Source organism: Streptomyces sp. NPDC031497, assembly GCF_055580905.1.
In genome coordinates this window covers 193,806-214,451 of sequence record NZ_JBVIKO010000019.1, presented here as the reverse complement: position 1 = coordinate 214,451, position 20,646 = coordinate 193,806, and the positions used below count along the sequence as shown (strand labels likewise).

Below are 20,646 nucleotides of genomic sequence, written 5' to 3'. Positions count from 1 at the left end.
CCGTATGCCAGCGGCACAGCGCGGCGCGCGGCTTTTAGATGCCCGCGCGAAGTGTGCCCTGCCGCCCCAAAGACCACGGCGACAGCGTGCCACCGTTGTCGCGGTTGCACGCGTTCTGGACCGAGTAGTGGCGAGGAACGATCTACCGGGACGATGAGATCCGGCTCTGTACGGACGCGGTGAGACCGCTCCCATCAGCGGCAAACCGGCTGTCATGGACAGTATGGCTGCCGCATGGCTCCCGGCCCGGTCGAACATCTGCCGCGGCAGTCTGCGAGGCCATGCGTTCCCGTTTCGTTGACGCTCGGCCCCTCCTCCCCCCTCGCGCAAGGCGATGTCCTGCTCACGGCGGACGTGTTCAGGACGGCAGCGTCCGTCCGCCGAGCGACGCACGTTGCCAGGTGGGAGTGCGGTCCTTGTCGACCAGGGCGGCCCGGACGCCCTCCAGGAAGTCCGGCGTGCGGATGGTCGTGCGCGTGAGGGCGAGTTCGGCCTCCAGGCACTCACGCAACGTGCGCTGTCTGCCTCGGGCCAGCAGAGCGTGAGTGATCTTCAGGCTCTGCGGCGAGGCGGACTCCAGGGCACCCAACGCGGCTGCCGCCCACGGGGTGTCCAGGTGACGCAGGCGTTTGTCGATCTCGCCGAGGGTCGGCGCGCCGAAAGCCCAGTCCACGTCCCCGCGAACCTCCGCCAGCCTGCTCTCCGCCACCGGGGAACGGCCGGCGAGACGGTTCAGGACGACGTCCACCGGCTCATCGGGGCTGTCGGCCAGGGCGTCCCCCGCCGTGTCCAGCAGGTCCGCGGGAACGAAATGCGTGGCCAGCCCCGTGTACAGGGCGTCGGCCGCGTCGATCCGCCGGCCGGTCAGCCCCAGGTACATGCCGATCGCGCCGGGCAGCCTCGGCAGGAAGTAGCCGGCCCCGATGTCCGGGAAGAACCCGATCCCGGTCTCGGGCATCGCCAGCACCGCGCGTTCGGTGACGACACGGAAGCCACCGTGGACCGACAGCCCCAGACCGCCGCCCAGGCACAGCCCGTCGATGAGCGACACGACCGGCACGGAATACTCGGCGATCCGGGCGTTGAGCCGGTACTCGGAGGCGAAGAACCGCTCACTGGCCTCGGCATCGCCGGCGAGGCTGTGCTCGCGGATCGTGCGGATGTCCCCACCGGCGCAGAACGCCTTCGTGCTGGTACTGGCGAGCACCACGGCGGACAGCGGTGCGTGCTCCCATGAGGCGAGCGCACGGTCGATGGCGGAGACCATGTCTGCGGTCAGGCGTTGAGCGCCCTGGGCCGGTTCAGCAGGATGCGGCCGACGCCCCGGTGGATGTCGGCGAGAATCTCGGCCGCAGCGGTATCAGGCACGGCTCGTCATCTCGTCCCCGCGGACCTGGCTGTCACGGCCATCACGTTCCTTGACCCGCTGTCGGCGCCGCGGGCTTGAGAGGTAGGCACCAGGCACCTCAAGATCCTCGCACAAGGCGCGGAGCGCCTCGACGAGCTTACCGGCGGCCACGGCGGGGCTGCGGCACCGCCTTCACCCCCCGCCCTGGGACGCGTTCGCCGCCGGTACCCCAGGCTCCAGGTCGAACTCATCACCGCGACACGGCAGCTCGCCCTGCGCCCGCCCGGTTTCGATCCTGCTCTCGTCATCGGCGTTCCCTCCAGCAGCCGCCCTGTGACCGAGCACCTCACCGACTGCACGACCTCGCACTGGATCAGAGCGGACCACGTCTCACCCCGGCCTCCAGGGCGCGGGCGACTGCGCCGCTGGACGTCTCCCCGGTCGAGATGGGGCCCGTCTCCGATGCCCTGAAGGGCCTCCTCGCATCCAGGAGGCTGATATCACCACATCTGAGTTTACTTTTCTATACTCAGCCAGTAGCGTCATGACCGGCACATCGACCCGGCTGCCGCAGAGGAACCCGGCACGGCACCCGCCCGAGAAGGAGCACCACCATGGGAGTAAGCCCACAGGCACACGAGTTCGCGGAGTTCCTCGCGAGCGTGAGCGCGAAGTCGGCGACACCCGGCCTCGATCTGGCCGTCATCCGTGACATCGTCGACTCCAACCACAAGGCGTCGAGCGAGCCGGAAGGCGTCACCTACGCCGAGGTGGACGCGGGCGGCGTCCCCGCCCTGTGGGCCATCCCCGAGGGTGCCGATCCCGACCGTGCGCTGCTGCACTTCCACTTCGGCGGATCCGTCACCGCCTCCATGCACTCCGACCGCAAGGCCGCGGGACACATCGCGAAGGCGGCCGGCGCCCGCTCGCTGGTCGTGGACTTCCGCCTGGCACCCGAACACCCCTACCCCGCGCAGCTCGACGACGCCGAGACCGCCTACCGGTGGCTGCTCGCGCAGGGCTACGAGCCGCGGAACATCGGCAGCACCGGCCACTCGATCGGCGGCACCCTGGCGGTGATGCTGCCGCTGCGCCTGCTCGCCAAGGGCGAGACCGCGCCCGGCGCGATCGTCAGCGTCTCCCCCTGGACCGACCTCACGCTCCAGAACCCGGCAGTGGACGCCAACGAGACGAACGACAAGATGCTCAGCCGGGGCACGCTGGAGCTCTTCCGGGGCGCCTGGCTGCAGGACCCCGCCGTGGACTTCACATCCCCCGAGATCAGCCTCGTGAACGCCGACCTGACCGGCCTGCCGCCCACGCTCGTCTACTACGGCGAGTACGAGACCCTCGCCGACGACGGTGCGCAGCTCGGCCGCCGCCTCGCGGACTACAAGGTCACCACCGAGACCCACGCGATGCCCGAAGGACAGCATTCGTTCGTCCTGGGCGCGGGCCGCGTACCCGAGGTGGACCAGGCCATCGGGCAGATGGGCCAGTGGCTCCGCAAGCACCTCGGCGCGTGAGCGAAAGCCGCGCCTGACGTCAGGTCTGCCCGCCAGGCCGCCGCACCACCGCGATGCCGGTGACCGGCCCCCCGGTCAGCGGCATCCTGCTCGACCACACCGGGCGCCATGCGGTACGTGTGTCCGACACCGTTCCGCACGCAACCACACCACCGTCCCGATGCCACAAAGGAGTGCGCGATGGGAACGTACGAGGATGTCTTCCGCGCCAGTACCGAGGACCCGGAGAGCTTCTGGCTGAAGGCGGCGGAAGGCATCGACTGGGATGTCGCTCCGCACCGCGCCCTGGACTCCTCGGGCGCGCCCTTCTACCGCTGGTTTCCCGACGGACGGCTCAACGTCTGTTTCAACGCACTCGACCGGCACGTCGAGGCCGGCCGAGGTGAACAGCCCGCGCTCGTCTACGACTCCCCCGTGACCGACATCCGGCGCACCTACACCTACGCGCAGTTGAGAGACGAGGTCGCGGCCTTCGCCGGAGCTCTGGCGGGGCTCGGAGTGGGGCACGGCGACCGAGTGGTGATCTACATGCCGATGGTCCCCGAGGCTGTCGTCGCGATGCTGGCCTGTGCACGGATCGGCGCAGTGCACTCGGTCGTCTTCGGCGGGTTCGCCCCGCGCGAACTCGCCCTGCGCATCGACGACGCGGCCCCCAAGGTCGTGGTCTCCGCCTCCTGCGGCATCGAGGGCAAGCGGGTCATCGCGTACAAGCCCCTTCTCGACCAGGCGATCGAACTCGCGGCCCACAAGCCCGACAAGAGCGTGCTCCTGCAACGCCCCCAGGAGCGGGCCGAGTTGGGGCCCGACGATCTCGACTGGGCCGACGCGGTCGCGGCCGCAACGCCGGCCGGCTGCCTTCCCGTCGCCGCCACCGATCCCCTCTACATCCTCTACACGTCCGGAACGACCGGAAAACCCAAGGGAGTCGTGCGTGACTGCGGCGGCTACGCGGTCGCGCTCCAGTGGTCGATGGGCGCCGTCTACGATGTGGGCCCCGGCGAGACCATGTTCACCGGCTCCGACGTCGGCTGGGTCGTCGGGCACTCCTACATCGTCTACGGGCCCCTGCTGGCCGGAGCCACCACGGTCCTTTACGAGGGCAAGCCGGTCGGCACCCCCGACGCGGGCCAGTTCTGGCGCGTCGCCGCCGACCACCGGGTCAAGGCCATGTTCACGGCGCCCACCGCATTCCGGGCCATCCGCAAGGAGGACCCGAAGGGAACGCTCACTGCGGATCACGACCTGAGCGGCCTGCGCCACCTGTTCCTCGCCGGCGAGCGCCTCGACCCCGAGACCTACCACTGGGCGAGCACCCTCCTGGGCATCCCGGTGATCGACCACTGGTGGCAGACCGAGACCGGCTGGCCCATCGTCGCCAACCCGGTCGGCATCGAAACCGCTCCCCTCAAGCCCGGGTCCCCCACCCGCCCGCTGCCGGGCTGGGACGTCCGCGTCCTCGACGCCTCGGGCGCGCCGGTACCGGCGGGCGTCGACGGCGCGATCGTGGTGAAGCTCCCCCTGCCGCCCGGCGCACTCCCCACCCTCTGGAACGACGACGACCGCTACGTCGCCTCCTACCTCTCCGCCCACGACGGCTACTACCTCACCGGCGACAGCGGCCACATCGACGAAGACGGCTACGTCTTCGTAATGGGCCGCACCGACGACGTCATCAACGTCGCCGGACACCGGCTGTCCACCGGCACCATGGAAGAGGCCCTGGCCGCCCACCCCGACGTCGCCGAATGCGCCGTCATCGGCGTCGCCGACGCACTCAAGGGACAGATCCCGCGCGGCTTCGTCGTCCTCAAGACAGGCAGCGACCGCGAACCGCGCGAGGTCGAGGCCGAACTCGTCCAGCTCGTACGCGAGCGCATCGGCGCCGTCGCCTCCCTCAAGGACGTCACGGTCGTGGCCGCCCTGCCAAAGACCCGCTCAGGCAAGATCCTGCGCAAGACCATGCGCGGTATCGCCGACGGCCACGACGAACCCATCCCCTCCACCGTCGACGACCCCGGCGTCATCGAAACCCTGCGCCCTGTCCTCCGCCGCGCCGGTCACACCCCGTGAACGACTGACCCCCGCCCTGGCCGACGGCGGTCGAGCGCGCCCGACGGACGCCGCGGGGCACGGCCCGTCGTCCAGGGCAGGGGTACCTTGTGATTATGGGTGCCGACGCCCATTCTTCCTCAGCGATCTCGCTCGGGGCCTCGCAACCCGAGCGGATCAAATGGTCGACGTGATACTCCAGCACCTGCGCGACGAGCTTCCCGATGTGTGGCAGTACCAGGACGTCGCCGCCCAGGCGCCAGTGGGGTTGTCCGAGCACGTCGCGGCCAGTCTGGATTTCCTTGAGCGCGGTCTCGATATGACAGAGGTCAGGACACCACCAGGCGCCATCGAGTTCGCCTGCCGACTCGCTGAGCTCGGGGTGCCGATCAGTCAGCTCCTTCGCGTTCATCGGCTCGTACACGCGAGTCTGCTAGATCAGCTCTATGCGGAAATAGCCAGGGTCGCCGGATCGCCGGAGCTGATGAACTCGGCAACGGTCACCCTGAGCACGATGGCTTTCGAATACGTCGACCGCACGTCGGAACAGGCTGTCGCCGCATACCAGCGGGAGCGCGACCGCTGGCTGCAGCGGCGACTGATCGTGATCAACGAGGCCGGGACACGGATCGGGACCACCCTGGACACCAACCGCACCGCCCAGGAACTGGCGGACGTCGGTGCCGACCACCTCGCGGACCTCGTCACCGTCGACCTTCTCCCCTCCGCCCTCCAGGAGGAGGGGACATACGTGGTGGACGGTCCTGCGACGCTCCGCCGAATCGCCCAGGCGGTCTCGGGCGGCTGTCCCGACCCGGCACTCGTCACAGGGCAGACGCATACCTACCCGGAAGGCTCGGAGCCGGCTCACGTACTGGCCACCGGACAGCCCCTCCGGCTCCGCATCACCGCCGACGACGTCCCCACCTGGCTGGCGATGTCGCCGGACCACGCACTCTCCCTGCGCGCCCTGGGCCTGCACTCCATGCTCCTGGTCCCGCTGTGGGCCCGCGGAAATCCGCTGGGACTCGCCCAGTTCGTCCGCCATCAGCCGGCTGACCCCTTCGACGACAACGAGCTGCTTCTGGCCCAGGAAATCGCGTCCAGAGCAGCGGTGAACATCGACAACGCGCGTCGCTACACCCAGGAGCGCTCCACCGCACTCACCCTCCAGCGCAGCCTGCTGCCGCATCACATGCCGGAGGAGACCGCCGTCGAAACCGCCTCGCGCTACCTGCCCAGCGGATCAAGAGCGGGCGTGGGCGGCGACTGGTTCGACGTGATCCCGCTCTCCGGCGCCCGGGTCGCACTCGTCGTGGGCGACGTGATCGGTCACGGCCTGCATGCCGCGGCCACCATGGGCCGACTACGGACAGCCGTCCGCACGCTGGCGGACATCGACCTCACTCCCGACGAACTGCTGACCCACCTCGACGACGTGGTCATCCGCCTGCAGCGTGAGGAGCAGCACGGCACGGACGAGATCAGCGCCACCTGCCTGTACGCGGTCTACGACCCCGTCTCCCGCACCTGTTCCCTGGCCAGTGACGGACACCTTCCGCCAGCCGTGGTGACTCCCCCGACAGCCAGCGACAACGGCCCCGCCTCCCGCGCGGTCGGCTTTCCGGAGCTGCCGATCGGCCCGCCCCTGGGCCTGGGCGGACTCCCTTTCGAAACCGCACAGTTCGAACTGCCACCAGGCAGTCGACTGGTTCTGTACACCGACGGCCTCGTCCAGAGCCGCTCTCGTGACGTCGAGACCGCCCTCGCACTGCTGCGCGACGTTCTCGCCCGAGCACCGGCGTCGCTCGAGGAGACCTGCGACGAACTGCTCTCCGCACTGCTGCCCAGCCGCCCCGCGGACGACGTCGCCCTCCTTGTGGCACAAACCGCAGCTCTTGACGCCGATCACGTCGCCACATGGGACCTTCCCAGCGACCCGGCAGTCGTCTCCAAGGCCCGCGTCCACGCATCCGAAAAGCTAACCGCCTGGGGTCTGGAAGAACTGGCCTTCACCACCGAACTCGTGGTCAGCGAACTGGTGACGAACGCCATCCGCTACGGCAAGAGCCCCATCCAACTGCGGATGATCCTTCAATCCGCCCTGACGTGCGAAGTATCCGACGCCAGCAGCACCGCCCCGCACCTGCGCCGCGCCCGGGCCTTCGACGAGGGCGGCCGCGGCCTGCTCCTCGTCGCCCAGCTCACCGAACACTGGGGCACACGACACCACCGCGAAGGCAAGGTCATCTGGGCGGAGCAGCAGATTCCAGCCTCACTTGCCGAAAATTCATCCGCTCCGGCGTTAGGCTCTGCGCGAGATACCGCGAGATACCGCGAGACCCACGGGGATGCCGACGGCGATGGCTCGCGCCGGTGCCGGCGGGAAACCTGGCGATGCCAGGCTCATGACGACCGATCATGGCGCCGCCTCTGACGTCCTTGGGCGTGAGGCGCACCGACCGAGCTGAGCACCGAGTAGCCCTCAGCAGATGGCCAGGGCTACCCGGCGACCCCCGGCATCCACACCGCCGGAGGCGTCGGCGCGTGTGGGGCAGGGCCCGATTCACCGGTCGCCGTTGAGGGTCACCCTGGAGAGGAAGGCACCGGGAAGAGCATGCAGCTACTGGTGGCGTGGGCGAGCAGACGGTCTTTGACGTCGACCAACTGCGCCTGGGCAAGGGCGGTTTGACGACCTCGCTGACAACCGTGCCGATCGCCCGCACCGTGCCCGTGTCCACGTTGATCCGCCGCAGGAACTTCACCGTCAGGTCCAGCGAGGTGTACGCCACGCGATGGCGGGCCTCGGTGTGTGGGACCGCACGGCCAACGAGACCGGGTGGACCGCGTTGCTCGGCGAGCGGCGCGGCGGCCCGGACGTCTCCCCGTACGCCGCCCCGGCCCGCGCGGCGGAGGATCTGTCCGGGCTGCCTCCGGCCTTCCTCGACGTCGGCTCGGCCGAGACGTTCCGCGACGAGGTCGTCACCTACGCCACCCGCCTGTGGCAGGCCGGCGGAGTCGCCGAGCTCCACGTATGCGCCCGGCGGCTTCCACGGCTTTGACGGTCTCGTCCCCCAGGCAACCCTCTCCCAGGCCTGCCAGACGGCCCAGATGGAGTGGCTGCGCCGACTGCTCGCGGAGTAACGGGGGCAGGCTGGAGCCCGAGGGGCACGCGGCCGACGGACTCGACGGTGCGGAGTGCCGACCCGGCTCGGCCGACTGCCGCTGTTGGTTGCTGGAAGGACCGGTCGCGCTCGCCCGTGTTCGTTGCCGGTCGAGTCACCCCTACCCGCGGCTGTCATGGCAGGGATGACGTCTTGGCGTTGTGGCAGCGTGAACAGGTGGTCCGAGGGTCAGGATCCGGTGCCGTAGCGGCTGAGCATGAGGGCGACGGCTTCGTCCACGATCGCGGCGTCGGTGGGGTTGGGCGGGACGAAGTCGGTCCGTACGAGTTGGGGCCACAGGAACTGGCTGCAGATCATGCCGAGGAACTGTTCGGCGACTTCGGCCGCCGACTGTGGCTGTCCGTCGGCCGAACGGAAGTCGAGTGTGCCGGCCCGTGCCTCGGCGTCGAGGTAGTCGCGGAGCCGGTCGAAGAAGGGTCCGCGATCGATGGCGAAGCCGGTGCCGACGATGTCGGCGAGTTCCGGCATCTGGGGCAGCTCGGTGATGATGAGGCGGCACAGCGCCGCCGTGCCCGGCCGCGCGACCAGGCAGGCGTAGTCACGTCCGATGTGGTCCAGACCGTACCGGGGATCACCGGGCGGGGGCGGTTCGGCATACTCCACATCCAGCTGCCACTGTTCGGCGGTGACGGCCGCGAACAGCGCAGCCTTGGAGGGGTACCGCTTGAAGAGGGTGCCGGTGGAGACGCGGGCCTCCTTGGCGATCTGAGCCAGGGAGGTCTTGTCGTATCCCCGGGCGAGGAAGAGGTCGCGGGCGGCACGGATGATGCGCGCACGGTTCTCCGCTTTGATCTGCGCGTGATACCCGGCTTTGGTCTGCGCGTCAGACCCGGCCTGGCACGTATCGCCACCGGCCTCCGCTCGGCCCGCCACCGACATACTCACGCCCCTCGCCCGTCTCCCGGCCGCCTCCCCGCTGTCAGAGGACGGTCTGGCCGCCGTCCAGGATAAGGTCCTGGCCCACCGCGAAGGCGGAGGCATCGGAGGCCAGGTACACGACGGCCTCTGCGACCTCCTCGGGCAGACCCATGCGGCCCAGCGGGATGCCGGCGCTGATCCCCTCCAGCACCGCCGTCTGCTGCGCGGGGTCCTCGATCCCGAGCTTGGAGTACAGCGGGGTGTCCACCGGGCCGGGGCTGACCGCGTTGAACCGGATGCCGTGCGACCTGAGCAGGTCCGCGTTCCACGACCGCATCAGAGAAGAGACAGCCGCCTTGGTCGCGGCGTAGGCGTTCGAGTGCCCGTAGCCGCCGTGCGCGCTGCTGGACGCGTTGAGGATGACCGAGGACGGGTTGGCCAGCAACGGCACCAGGGCCTGGGTGAGGAAGAAGACGCTCTTGACGTTGATGTCGAAGAGCCGGTCGAAACTGTCCTCCGTGTGGTCCTCGAACGGCCGCCAGTCCGAGACACCGGCGTTCAGGAACACCACGTCCAGCTTTCCGAAGTGCTCACGCACCTGCTTCGCCAGGCCGCGCTGCGCGTCGAGATCGCGTGCATCGGCCTGCACCACCGGCACCTTGTCCCCGAGGATCTGCCGCGCCTTGTCGATGCTGGCCGGGGTGACGCCCGTGACCAGCACGTCGGCCCCCTCTGCGACAAATCGCTGGGCGGTCTCCAGGCCGATCCCGCTCGTTCCGCCGGTGATGAGGGCGCGCTTGCCCGCAAGACGATTCATGGTGATTGTTCCTTGCCGAGTCGAAAGGTAAGTCGATGGACTCACCACTCGAAGGTAGCTCCCGCACACCCCGAAGGCAAGTCGATCCACTTACCATCGGTGGCCTGGGGTGGTTCGGCTGAGCCGGGAAGGTGGCGAGCGAGCGGGCCGCTTCCGGCGACCGAAGCTCCTGAGATCCACGCCGCGGGACGCTGTTTTAGCGCCCCGCCGGTATGCCCAGAGCCCGATGAGCGCCGCGAGATTTGTGCGGGGCCGCCCGGGTCGGTTGCGCACGCCTTGCGCACCGGCGGCATGGATCGTCGCTGCGCGAGCGGGGTGAGGCCCGCCCCGCCTCGAAACCGAGCAGGATCAGGCAGCGTCGACGAATATGTCGAGCGCGAGATCACCCTCGAATCCGACAGGGCTGTAGACGGACAGGTCGGTGACGCCTTCGTCGAGCAGGACCTCGTCGTCGATGAACAGGTTGGCGGTGCACGTGCGCGCGTCACGCGTGAGGACGGCGTACGCGGCGTCAGCCATGATCTGCGGACTACGGGCCTGTCCGGCGCCGCCGACCACGTTGCGTACGGCGGCGGTGTCGATCAGGGTTCGCGGCCACAGCGAGTTGGCGGCGATGCCGTCGGCGGCGAGTTCCTCGGCGAGCCCGATGGTGCAGAGACTCATCCCGTACTTCGAGAGCGTGTAACCGAGATGCCTGCCCACCCAGTGCGGCGCGAGGTTCAACGGCGGCGAGAGGGTGAGGATGTGCGGGTTGTCCGCCGCGCGCAGGTGCGGGATCGCGGCCCTGCTCAGCAGGAACGTGCCACGCGTGTTGATGTCCTGCATCAGGTCGTACCGCTTCATCTCCAGCTGCTCCGTCGACGACAGGTCGATCGCGCTGGCGCTGTTGACCACGATGTCGATGCCGCCGAAGGCAGTGACCGCGGCGTTGACGGCGGTGCGTACGTCGTCCTCGTTGCGGACGTCACCGACGACGGCCAGCCCCTTGCCCCCCGTGCGCTCGATCTCCTCGACCGCGGTGTGGACCGTGCCTTCGAGCTTCGGGTGCGGTACGGCGGTCTTGGCAAGCATCACCACGTTCGCACCGTCGCGGGCCGCGCGCAGGGCGATGGCGAGTCCGATGCCGCGACTGCCTCCCGACATCAGGACGAGCAGTTCCTGTCAGGTCGACTGTGCCTCGTGTACCGGCATGTTGTAAGCCGCTTCGATGAAAATGATGAACCTGTTCGTGCTCCCCTCGCTGAGCACGTTCCCGATGCACGGGAACATGTGGTGGCCGGCTCGCAATTCACCACTGATGGGCCAGTGCTGCACTCACCCGGATTCTTCGTAGCCGCCCGATCCGACGCCGATGAAGGTGACGGGCGTGCGGTCAAGGGCGAGGCGCCTGGCGGAGCATGCGTGGGTACTCCAGAGTCGTCGGGGATGTTCAGGGGCGCCGCGGGTCCGTGTCGGCCCAGGCGGCGGTTCATCCGCGTCTTCATGGGCCACTGGATCATTGCCTCGCTGGTGACTGTCAGGGCTTCGTAGTCGCAGGCCAGACGGCGTGAACGCATCAGCCACGCGAACGTGCGCTCCCCCATCCACCTGCGGGGGCAGCACCACGTCCGCGAGCTAGCCGCCTCGCTCCCAGGATCCATCCACACCGGCCTTCGCCGACCGGCTGCCTAGTTTTGGTGTGCGGCTGTGACAGCCACCGTGCCCGGTCACTTGGCGGCGGGGTCGGTTTGGCGTTGGGCTGCATACCAGCCCAGGGCCCGGACGAGGGCTTTGTGCTGACTGGGCGGGAGAAGGCCGTTGAGGGGCTTCCACGCCTCGTCGACGAGTGTCCGGCCGTCGTCCAGGCAAGCGTGCAAGGCGCCGCTGCGGGTGAGGAGTTCGGCGGCGCGGGCGGCGCCGTCGGGACTTTGTTGGTAGAGGCTGTCGCGCAGACGGTGACGGTCGTCGTGATCGAGGAGGCCGGTGGCGTGTGCGACGGGGTAGGTGATGCGGCCGTTGAGGAGGTCCTCGGCGGGTGTCTTGGAAGATCGACCCTGCTTTCGGTCTTCCGCGCTGGTGACACCATCGAGGTCTGCGACGTCGTCGCTGATCTGGTAGGCGGTGCCGACGGCTTCGAAGTACCAGCCCAGCGCCGTGATCTGTTCCTCGCTGGCACCGGCCAGTACCGCGGCGGCTTCGGCCATGCACCGGACAGGGACGCCGGTCTTCAGCCGGTGGGCGGTGTGGACCTGGGAGAGGAGCTGGTGGTGGCTGCCGGTGGCCACAGCGTCTTCGAAGGCGCTGTGGGGCCCGGTCAGGTCCAGGGCCTGCCCGGTGTGTCCGGTGCGCAGGGCCTGGAGGCAGAGGCGGTGAACGCGCAGCATCGTGGCCCCATTGTGCTGAGGGATGCGCTCCAGGATGGGGTCGAAGGTGAGGTAGGCGAGTGTGCCGGCATTGATGGCGGTGGGGATGCCGAAGCGGTGGTGGACGGCGGGCCGCCCGCGGCGCAGCAGGGAGGCGTCTTCGATGTCGTCGATGACGGCGGAGGCGGTGTGGAGGAGTTCGGACACGGCGGTCAGTGGTCGGTAGGGCTCTGGGTCGACGCCCAGGAGGCAGAAGACGGCGCCGGTGATGTAGGGGCGCCAGGAGCGTCCCGGGTTGTCCAGGAGATGGCGCAGCGGGGCGATGAGGGACTGGTGGATGCGGTCGAGGGTGTCATCGTCCAGCGAGGGGCTGGTGTCGGCGCCGGTGAGCGCGTGCAGAGAAGCGACGTCGGGGCTCGCCGGATAGACGGCGGCGGCCTCGGAGATGGAGATTTGGGAGATCCGGCGCATGTAGCCTTCCACGTCGCCGACCGTGCCGGAGGGCAGGGTTTCCATGAAAGCGTTTCCAGAGACGCGCGTGCCGTTCATGGTGCCGCTGACGGTGGCGGGGGACTCGCAGAAGGCGCGGCCGGTCAGAACGGTGCGGGTCTCATGACCGGCAGCAGGGCCCGCGACCACAACGTCCAGGCCGAGGCCGGGAATGCTGAGCACGGCGGTGGTGGGGTAACTCTCCAGGCTGGCCAGGGAAGTCCAGTGCTGGGTGGCCTGCCAGGTGAGGTCGTGGTGATAGCTGACCGAGCCGTCGGGGGCGACGGCGGTCGCCCTGGTGAACAACGACGTGCTTTCTGCGGTGACGGGATCGGTGTGCTGGGCTCGGATGACGGCGATGTCCCAGCCGTTGTCGAACTGCATACCACTCCACAGCCAGGCGCGGTCGGCAATACCCTGCGCCCGACTGGAGCGGCGGACCCTACCGCCCCAGTCGTTTTCCAACCAGGAGCGCCCCTCCACGCATTCCCAGGCGCTGCCTTGGGCGCGCACGCGACCGCTGGTACGTAGGCGGGGGATGAAGTACGAAGTCGTCGCATCGCTCCCGTCGGGGCGAGGCCCGGGGTAGTGGCCATGGACGTCGAACTGCGGGACGGCCGACTTCTGTGGCGTCAGACGCAGTTCCAGTTCCACCCCGCCCCGGACGGTGAAGAGGAAACTGCCGTCGTCCTCGGCACGTAGCGCGGCCTGTTCGCCCAGCACAAGATCCAGCCGTTCGGCGCAGTCGGCGACCTCACCCTCGAGCAGGCGGTCGGGCAGGGGAACTCCCTCGGCCAGAACGTCCGTCAGGGCACTGCGAACCCGCGGATCCATCGCCTCGTCGCCGCGGACCGAGGCGCGGATGGTTTCCACAAGATCAGGACTCAACCAGCTGCCGCACACCGATCCCTCCGGGCCGCTGCACGTGAAGAGCAGCCCATAACCGGGGCCGGTGCCCGACCTGCAGCCGTGGCCCTCCCGGAAGAGGGCGGCTGCCCAACGGTAAGCACCGCCGCTCTCACTGTGAAGATCACCGCTGAGACACCATGCCTCCATGTCGGCCTCAGGGTGCGGTGTGCCGAACGGTGCGGTGGCAGCTTCGGCGCGAGGTGCGGGCAGCGGCGCCGCAGGCGCGGGAGCGGAGCGGGTGTCGTGGGTCACGGACAAAAACTAGGGCGCTCGTGATCAGCGGCTGGCCTACAACCAGGGTTCTCACCGGTACGGATGGTTCATGGGCCGGCCTGCCGCATAACCCGTGACCCCGCCGCCGCCGCGGCGTTGAGCCCCCGGCCGGCAACAGCGAAAACTTGGGAGGGGGGCCCGGTGGAGGTCAGCGGTGTGCACCACGCCTACCGCCGTCGGCGCGAGGTCCTGCGCGGGGTGGACCTGCGGCTGCGCGGCGGGGTACTGGCCGGGATCGTCGGGGAGAACGGGGCAGGCAAGACCACTCTGCTGAAGATCCTCTCCGGTGAACTGCGCGCGGACCGCGGCACGGTCCGCCACGAGGGCAGGTTCGGCTACTGTCCGCAGGCAGCCGTCCTCAACGACGCACTCACCGTCCGTCAGCACTTGGAGTTCTTCAGGGCCGCCTACGCACTCCCCGACCTGCACCGCGCCGAAGAAGTGATGGACCGGCTGCACTTTCGCAAGTACGACCAGCAGCAGGCCAAAACGCTCAGCGGCGGCACCCGCCAGAAACTCAACCTCACCCTCGCTCTGATGCACGACCCGCAAGTGCTGCTGCTGGACGAGCCCTACCAGGGCTTCGACTGGGAGACCTACCAACGCTTCTGGGACCTGGCCGCGCTGCTGCGCCAGGAAGGCCGCTCCGTCCTGGTCGTCTCCCACCTTGCCTACGACACCGCCCGCCTGGACGAGCTGTGGCGCTTGGAAGACGGCCTTCTGCGGCCTGTACAGGAGGCATTGGTCTCATGAAAAGTCACGGCCACGCTGGGCTGTTCGTCACCGCGACCCGGTACGCGCTGGCCGAACACCTACGCAACCGCTTCGCGATGGTTCTCATCGCCGGCTTCATCCCGCTGTGGACCACCCTCGCCTACCTTTCGATCCCCAGCACCCGGACCAGATTCCAGCTCAGCGCCACCAAGGAGATCCTGACCCCGGCCGGCAACCAGCTCACCGAAATCACCGGTGCCCTGAACGCCGTCACCCTGATCATCGGCTTCATGATGTTCGCCTCCGCCTTCGCCGGCGGCAACTTCGACCGACGCCTCGCACTGGCCGGCTACCCCCGCACCCACCTTCTCCTCGCCAAAATCACCTCCCTCGCCCTCGCCTCCGGTGCCGTCGCCGGCTACGCCACCGCCCTCACCTACCTGCTCTGGACCCCCGAGCAGCCCGTCTACCTCGCCACCGCCCTGTTCAGCGCCGCCATGACCTACGGCGCCATCGGGGTCGCCCTGGGCTCACTTCTGAGGAAGGAAGTCGAGGGCATGTTCACCATCGTCATGATCAGCGTCATCGACCTCGCCCTGCAGAACCCGATCGCCAACTCCGGCTCCGACAGCCCCGTCGTACGCCTATTGCCCTCCTACGGGGCCATGCAGGCCAGCACCGCCGCCGGCTTCTCCACCACCGCCCTACCCAGCTACCTCGGCATCCAGCTGCTCTGGTTCACCGCCGCCGCACTCATCAGCCTCGCCACCTTCCACCGCCGCACCCGCAACACCCTCCCGACGCGCACCCGCATCCCCCACAGCCAACACACCAAGTTCAGCGCAGCCGACTCCGAACACGCCCGATCAGCCACCACTGCTCCGGGCCGGGAAGCCAGCGTCACCGAACGCCGCCCTGTCAGCCTGCCAACCAGCCGTAAGCCCGCTGTACTCCATCGTCGGCGTACGCAGAATGTGGCCGGTCGGGGCGAGGATCTGCCTTAGACGTCCCTGAGGTCGGAAGCTGTTGAAGGGCCCGGGGCAGGTTTTTCAACGGCGAATCGACGCGGAATCTTTTCCCCTGGGCTGGGTCGGTGGCCGTTGGCAAGCAGTGGGTCTACAACTGGACGGACCACGAGGAGACCATCCAGCTTCCCGCTAACAACAAGAACACTCGAGCCGAGCGACACCGATCCGTTCCTGGGCTTGAGACTCACCCTCGACCCCGCCGTGCTGGCCGAGCTCTTGCTCGATCTGCCGCCCATCGTCTCCGCCGGGGTCCCCGAGCTCGGGCTGACCGCAGCGCCGCTCGCCCCCGAACTCCTCGACCCGCTCATCCGCCTGCTCCATCACCTCGACGACCCGCACGAACTGGCCGCACTCGGTGCAGCCACACGGCGCGAGATCTCCTACCGGCTTCTGCGCGGACCGCACGCCAACCTCCTGCGCCAGATCGCCACCCAGGACAGCCGACTGTCACAGATCAAGCACGCCGTCGATTTCATCCGCGCCAACTTCACCAAACCGCTGCGCATGCCAGCCCTCGCCGAATCCGCCTCCATGAGCCTCTCGTCATTCTACGAGCACTTCAAACAGGTCACGGCAATGAGCCCGCTGCAATTCCAGAAACAACTACGCTTGAACGAAGCACGGAAACTGATCCTCGACGGCACCGCCGACGCCACCACCGCCAGCTTCGCGGTGGGCTACGAGAGCCCATCCCAGTTCAACCGCGAGTACAAACGCCTGTTCGGCGCCCCACCCATCCGCGATGTGACAAGGCTCCGCAAAGCGCCGACGACCAGCATGCCAGGCTGACCCGCGACACCTCTCGCCCTTCAGAGACAACGTAATCCAGGACACCACCAAAAACATGGTGAGCACCTGGGAAAAGGACCAACAACAGCAGACCGGAACTCCGCAACCCCAAGGCCAGCAACCCCTGACATCGAGAATTCCGGAACTTCCACCCACACCAGCACCGACCAGCCCATACACCAAAACCCTCAAAACCCGCACCAGAAAGACCACACGGGTCCAAGAAACGCCGCCCCACCACCCGCAACAACGTCAGCAAAACCACCAGACAACCCGAGAGCATCATTAAGCGCGACAGCCTCAAAGGTCAAAAGACAAGCTAAGACCCGTTACCGCCGTTGCCTTGACCATCTGGCTTTGGACTGGAGGTCATCTCACAACGCAAGGGGACGGTAGGCCAGAGCCTGATCGACCACCTCTGCCGCTGCCGGATTCCGGCTCTTGGGCCAGAAGATCAAGTCGCTCACATATCCGCTGGGACAGGCAAGGGCCCGGTCAAGCGCCTCCAATATGCCGCTGGCCTCGGCATCGTCGGCGTAGTCCACGTCCGTGATCTTCTGCACCATTGCGACGGCGGTTTCGAGTCCCATCACCGCCTCCTTCGAGAAGAAGTGGCAGCTTAGCGACTTACGTGATCGACCGGAAACCCCTAGGTCAAGGAGCCCCGGTTACGGTTGGCGAAGGGGAGCGCTCCGTGGAGCGCGGTGAACTCCGCGATCAGCTCTGCTTCGGCTTGGCCGGCGGTCGACTCAGCCACGGTGCGCCAGGCAACCAGGAGCGTGTCGGAGTCGGCGAGCTGCCAGATGTACTCGCCGCCGCTGTGCCCGGCGTTGCGCCCCTGGCCCTGACGGCGGTAGGCGTTTAGCCGTTTGCTCAGCCCTTGGCGGCCGGCGGCCTTGCCGACGTAGACAACTGTGGCACCGGGCACCCAGACGCTGTTCAGGGTGGCGGCCGTCTTGGTGGGGTCGTGGCCCGTGCGGTGGCCGGCAGGGCTGCGTGCGAGGAAGGCGGGGGGCGAGCTGGCAGGGCGCAGCACCACGTAGATGCCCTCCCCTGAGGGAACGGTGTTGTGCGGGAGGTCGGCAAACGGCACGAAGCCGACGAAGCCGCGCTCGGCCAGCGTCGCGCGCGTCAGGGGGTGCCTGGCGGCCCGTTGAGCCCGCGGCGAGGCCGTGGCTACATACTCCGAGAAGTCCATGTTGGCGATCTCCAGGTTGCACGCCATCGATCCGACCTCGCGGCATGGAAGGACGGCCTGCCGTCCTGGGCTGTCGTACAGGTCGACGACGGTCAGCGGTCGTCCGGGCTCGGTAAAGGTCCGGGTGTCGGCGAGCGCGACGAGCGTGGTGTGCTCCTCGGGCGGGGCGAGCGCCGGGACCTGGCCCGGCTGGAGGCCTTCGAAGGCAGGGTTGCCGACGACCAGCGCTGTCAACGGGTAGTGCTCCACGTCGATCTCGTCCGGGTCCAGGTCCGTGCCGACCCAGCCGTCCGCGTCTGTCCCGCCCAGTTCGCCGAGCAGGGCCTGCCAACCCGCCTCGTCGTCGAAGCAAGTGCGGACCAGTAGGGCCGCGGCGGTGGAGGGAAGCGACGGGAAGGACCGGCGCGGCAGCGTCGGCGTGGGGAAAGCCGGCCGACCGCCATCGCCCTGGTACATCCCGCACCGGTCCATGTCGCGCACCAGGTCGTCGAAGGCGAGTGTGCCGCCCAGCAGGCCGGCGAGGAGCTCGCAGAGGCGGGCCGACGGGATCCGGACGCCACGCCCGGGTATCGCCGCCAGGTCCACCAGCAGCGGCCCGTCCCCGCCGTACACCACCGGGATGTCCGCCAGGACGACGACCGGCGGCACGGGACTGCTGTCGGGAACAAGCGCCGGGATGTTTCCCCCGTGCAGGTAGTCCCACCTGCTGTCCTCGACCATGCGCAGCCGAACCCCCCTGCCCCCGAGGACGAGCCCGTCGCCTTCCCGGCGGGCCCCGATCTCGTCGAGGAGCTCGCCCCACAGGGCCCTGCCGTCCTCGTAGCACGTGCAGACCAACAGCACCTCACCGGGCGCCGGCTGAGGAAGCTCGGGAAAGGACATGTCTCTCCTGCGGCGGTGTCAGACGAGGTAGTCGGCGACGAGGGCGGCGAACTCGTCGGGTGTGGCGAGCCGGATGCCGAGGTCTTCGGCTTTGGCGCGCTTGGACCCGGCGTTGTCACCCGCGACCACCAGGGTGGTCTTCTTGGACACGCTGGAGGAGGAGCGGCCGCCGGCCCGCTCGATGAGTTCGTTCATCTGGTTGCGGCTGAGCTGTTCCAGAGGCCCGGCCATCGCGCCGGTGACCACGACGGTCATCCCGGTGAGGGGGCCGGCTGCCGGGGTGGAGGCTGCGGTCGTGCCCTCGGTGGCGGTCTCTGTGGCGGCCGGCGTGAACATGGCGCCGGGCTCGGTCATGTTCACCCCGGCCGCGGCGAGTTTGTCGATCAGCGGGGCGAGTTCGGCGAGTTCAGCGACGATGGACGGCGCCTTCTCGGGGCCGATGCCCTCGACCTGCTGGAGAGCCTCGGCGTCCGCGGCTCGGATGTTGTCCATGGTCGCGAAGTGCCGGGCGATCCGCCGGGACATGGACCGGCCCGTGCCGCGGACGCCGAGTGCGCACAGCACCCGCGACAAAGGCTGCGTCCTGGCCGCGGCCAAGGCGGCTAGAAGGTTGTCGGTGCTGGTGTCGCCCATCCGTTCCAGGGCGAGGAGCTGGTCGTGGGTGAGGGTGAACAGGTCGGCGAGATCGGTGACCAGGCCGGCCTCGACGAGCTGGATGACGCGGGTGGCGCCCAGGCCTTCGACGTCGAGCTGGTCGCGGCCGGCGGCGTAGGAGAGGGAGGCAACCAGGTGGCAGTTGCGGCCTTGCTCGCAGCGCCAGCGTTCCTGGCCGGTGTCGATGCCGGACCCGCACCGTGGGCACAGCTGCGGGAACACGATCGGCTGCTCGGCGCCGGTGCGCAGGTGGGCCACGGGCGCCTCGATGCGAGGGATGACATCGCCGGCACGGTGGACCATGACGTGGTCGCCCAGACGCAGGTCGCGGCGGGTGATGTCGGCCGGGTTGTGCAGGGTGGCGTAGGTGATGGTGGATCCGTCGATGACGACCGGCTCCAGGACGCCCCGCGGGGCGATGATCCCGGTGCGGCCGACGTTCCACTCCACCGCCAGCAGCCGCGTGATCTTCTCCACGGCCGGGAGCTTGTAGGCGATCGCCCATCTCGGGGCGTGGGAGCCGGATCCGGCGGCCTGCTGGTCGGCGGCGAGGTCGGCCTTGACGACGATCCCGTCGATCCCGAACATCAGCCCGGCCCGGGCCGCGGCGATCTCCTGCACCCGGGCGAGGACCTGTTCCACTGATTCGGCGACGGTGTCCGGGGCCGGGGTGCGGGCGCTGGTGTGCACGCCGAGCTCGGCGACCAGGTGCATCAGGTCGCTGTGCGCGGACGCGGTCAGCCGCTCGGCCAACGTCGGGTCGGTGCCCGGCAAAGGGAGGAGTCCGTAGCCGAAGAACGTCGTCGGCACTGTGTAGAGGCGCTCGCGGGCCCGCAGGGTGCCCGCCGCTGCGTTGCGCGGGTTGGCGAACGGAAGGCCGCCGTGCTCGGTGCGCACGGTGTTCGCGTACTCGAACTGGGCGCTGGTCATGAGGACTTCGCCGCGCACTTCCGCGGTGACCGGCTCGGCCAACTGCTCGGGCAGGCCGTCGATGGTGCCGATCGCGTGCGAGACGTCCTCCCCGGCCGCCCCGTCCCCGCGGGTGACCAGCCGGGTGAGCCTGCCACCGGTGTAGCGGGCGGCGATCGCGAGGCCGTCCAGCTTCGGTCCGACGTGAAAGCGGGTGACCTTGTGCCCGACACGGCGGGCCAGGGACTCGGTCCAGGCGGTGAACTCCTCCGGGGAGAACACGTTGTCCAGGCTCAGCATCGCCACCGTGTGCGGGACATCACCGTCCGCGGCGCCGCCGGCCACCTTCCCGGTGGGCGAGTCGGGCAGCACCTGCTCGGGGTGTCCGGCCTCGTACGCGGCAATCCCGCGCACCAGCCGGTCGTAGCCGTCGTCGTCCAGTGGCGATGTGCCGCCTGCGTAATACCCGGCCGCCGCCCCGACAGCCTCCTTGACGGCCTGTGTGTAGGCGGCCGCGTCCGCGATCTCTGGTACCCGTATTGTCATGACCGGCATCCTGCCGCCCACCACTGACAACGGGACCTCCCGGATGGCCGAACCTCAGGGGGAGGCTGGTCGATGACTTCGAGCCGGCCAGTTGATGCGGAACTCGGCTCACCCAGGGGGTAGATCGTGC

14 protein-coding genes and 2 pseudogenes are annotated in these 20,646 nt (G+C 68.8%); 7 read left to right on the top strand and 9 right to left on the bottom strand.

The annotated features are described in order from the left end of the window. Positions 1-358: 358 nt before the first annotated feature. Positions 359-1,267, bottom strand: a complete 909-nt coding sequence (locus tag ACZ5K7_RS33360; RefSeq protein WP_468919218.1) for an enoyl-CoA hydratase/isomerase family protein — start codon at positions 1,265-1,267, stop codon at positions 359-361. Between the two features lie 695 nt (positions 1,268-1,962). Here ACZ5K7_RS33360 and ACZ5K7_RS33355 point away from each other — a divergent pair. From ACZ5K7_RS33355 to ACZ5K7_RS33345, 3 genes are all read left to right on the top strand, one after another. Further along, a complete protein-coding gene (locus ACZ5K7_RS33355; RefSeq protein WP_468919216.1) occupies positions 1,963-2,874 on the top strand; it encodes an alpha/beta hydrolase in 912 nt (303 codons plus the stop codon). A gap of 180 nt (positions 2,875-3,054) precedes the next feature. Continuing rightward, positions 3,055-4,944, top strand: a complete 1,890-nt coding sequence (locus tag ACZ5K7_RS33350; protein ID WP_468919213.1) for an AMP-binding protein — start codon at positions 3,055-3,057, stop codon at positions 4,942-4,944. A gap of 160 nt (positions 4,945-5,104) precedes the next feature. Then, positions 5,105-7,360: an ATP-binding SpoIIE family protein phosphatase gene (locus tag ACZ5K7_RS33345; RefSeq protein WP_468919211.1), complete on the top strand. Its 2,256-nt coding sequence runs from the start codon at positions 5,105-5,107 to the stop codon at positions 7,358-7,360. Positions 7,361-7,509: 149 nt separating this feature from the next. Here the strand turns inward: ACZ5K7_RS33345 and ACZ5K7_RS33340 are convergent. Next, positions 7,510-7,715, bottom strand: a pseudogene (locus tag ACZ5K7_RS33340) (PaaI family thioesterase); the annotation flags it as partial. Between ACZ5K7_RS33340 and ACZ5K7_RS33335 the strand changes: the two are divergent. After that, positions 7,710-8,067 (top strand): annotated as a pseudogene (locus ACZ5K7_RS33335) (alpha/beta hydrolase); the annotation flags it as partial. The pseudogenes ACZ5K7_RS33340 and ACZ5K7_RS33335 overlap by 6 nt on opposite strands. A gap of 209 nt (positions 8,068-8,276) precedes the next feature. On the opposite strand, the gene ACZ5K7_RS33330 reads toward ACZ5K7_RS33335, so the two are convergent. The 4 genes from ACZ5K7_RS33330 to ACZ5K7_RS33315 form a co-directional block, all read right to left on the bottom strand. Beyond that, positions 8,277-8,987, bottom strand: coding sequence for a TetR/AcrR family transcriptional regulator (locus ACZ5K7_RS33330; RefSeq protein ID WP_468919291.1), 711 nt, complete (start codon positions 8,985-8,987; stop codon positions 8,277-8,279). 40 nt (positions 8,988-9,027) lie between these two features. Next, the gene (locus ACZ5K7_RS33325) at positions 9,028-9,783 is read right to left on the bottom strand and encodes an SDR family oxidoreductase (protein ID WP_468919208.1); all 756 of its coding nucleotides are present in this window, start codon (positions 9,781-9,783) and stop codon (positions 9,028-9,030) included. A 348-nt stretch (positions 9,784-10,131) separates the two neighbouring features. After that, on the bottom strand, positions 10,132-10,926 hold the full coding sequence (locus ACZ5K7_RS33320; RefSeq protein ID WP_468919206.1) for an SDR family oxidoreductase: 795 nt from the start codon (positions 10,924-10,926) through the stop codon (positions 10,132-10,134). 563 nt (positions 10,927-11,489) lie between these two features. Further along, positions 11,490-13,487 carry a polyprenyl synthetase family protein gene (locus ACZ5K7_RS33315; protein WP_468919203.1) on the bottom strand — a complete coding sequence of 666 codons (1,998 nt, stop codon included), beginning with the start codon at positions 13,485-13,487 and terminating at the stop codon, positions 11,490-11,492. 450 nt (positions 13,488-13,937) lie between these two features. On the opposite strand from ACZ5K7_RS33315, the gene ACZ5K7_RS33310 reads away from it, so the two are divergent. From ACZ5K7_RS33310 to ACZ5K7_RS33300, 3 genes are all read left to right on the top strand, one after another. Beyond that, positions 13,938-14,549 (top strand): ATP-binding cassette domain-containing protein, encoded by a 612-nt coding sequence (locus tag ACZ5K7_RS33310; RefSeq protein WP_468919201.1) that lies wholly within the window; start codon positions 13,938-13,940, stop codon positions 14,547-14,549. Beyond that, entirely contained in the window at positions 14,546-15,514 is a 969-nt protein-coding gene (locus ACZ5K7_RS33305; RefSeq protein ID WP_468919199.1) for an ABC transporter permease, read from the top strand. The genes ACZ5K7_RS33310 and ACZ5K7_RS33305 overlap by 4 nt, the downstream gene beginning before the upstream one ends. A 96-nt stretch (positions 15,515-15,610) precedes the next feature. Next, positions 15,611-16,327 carry an AraC family transcriptional regulator gene (locus ACZ5K7_RS33300; RefSeq protein ID WP_468919196.1) on the top strand — a complete coding sequence of 239 codons (717 nt, stop codon included), beginning with the start codon at positions 15,611-15,613 and terminating at the stop codon, positions 16,325-16,327. Positions 16,328-16,701: 374 nt separating this feature from the next. On the opposite strand, the gene ACZ5K7_RS33295 is transcribed toward ACZ5K7_RS33300, so the two are convergent. Genes ACZ5K7_RS33295 through ligA form a run of 3 tightly spaced genes read right to left on the bottom strand, consistent with a single transcriptional unit; the run spans position 16,702 to position 20,516 of the window. Next, positions 16,702-16,917, bottom strand: a complete 216-nt coding sequence (locus tag ACZ5K7_RS33295) for an e9imm peptide (RefSeq protein WP_468919193.1) — start codon at positions 16,915-16,917, stop codon at positions 16,702-16,704. Between the two features lie 59 nt (positions 16,918-16,976). Then, positions 16,977-18,407: a DUF6924 domain-containing protein gene (locus tag ACZ5K7_RS33290; protein ID WP_468919190.1), complete on the bottom strand. Its 1,431-nt coding sequence runs from the start codon at positions 18,405-18,407 to the stop codon at positions 16,977-16,979. A gap of 18 nt (positions 18,408-18,425) precedes the next feature. After that, positions 18,426-20,516 (bottom strand): NAD-dependent DNA ligase LigA, encoded by a 2,091-nt coding sequence (gene ligA, locus ACZ5K7_RS33285; protein WP_468919188.1) that lies wholly within the window; start codon positions 20,514-20,516, stop codon positions 18,426-18,428. Positions 20,517-20,646 lie beyond the last annotated feature (130 nt).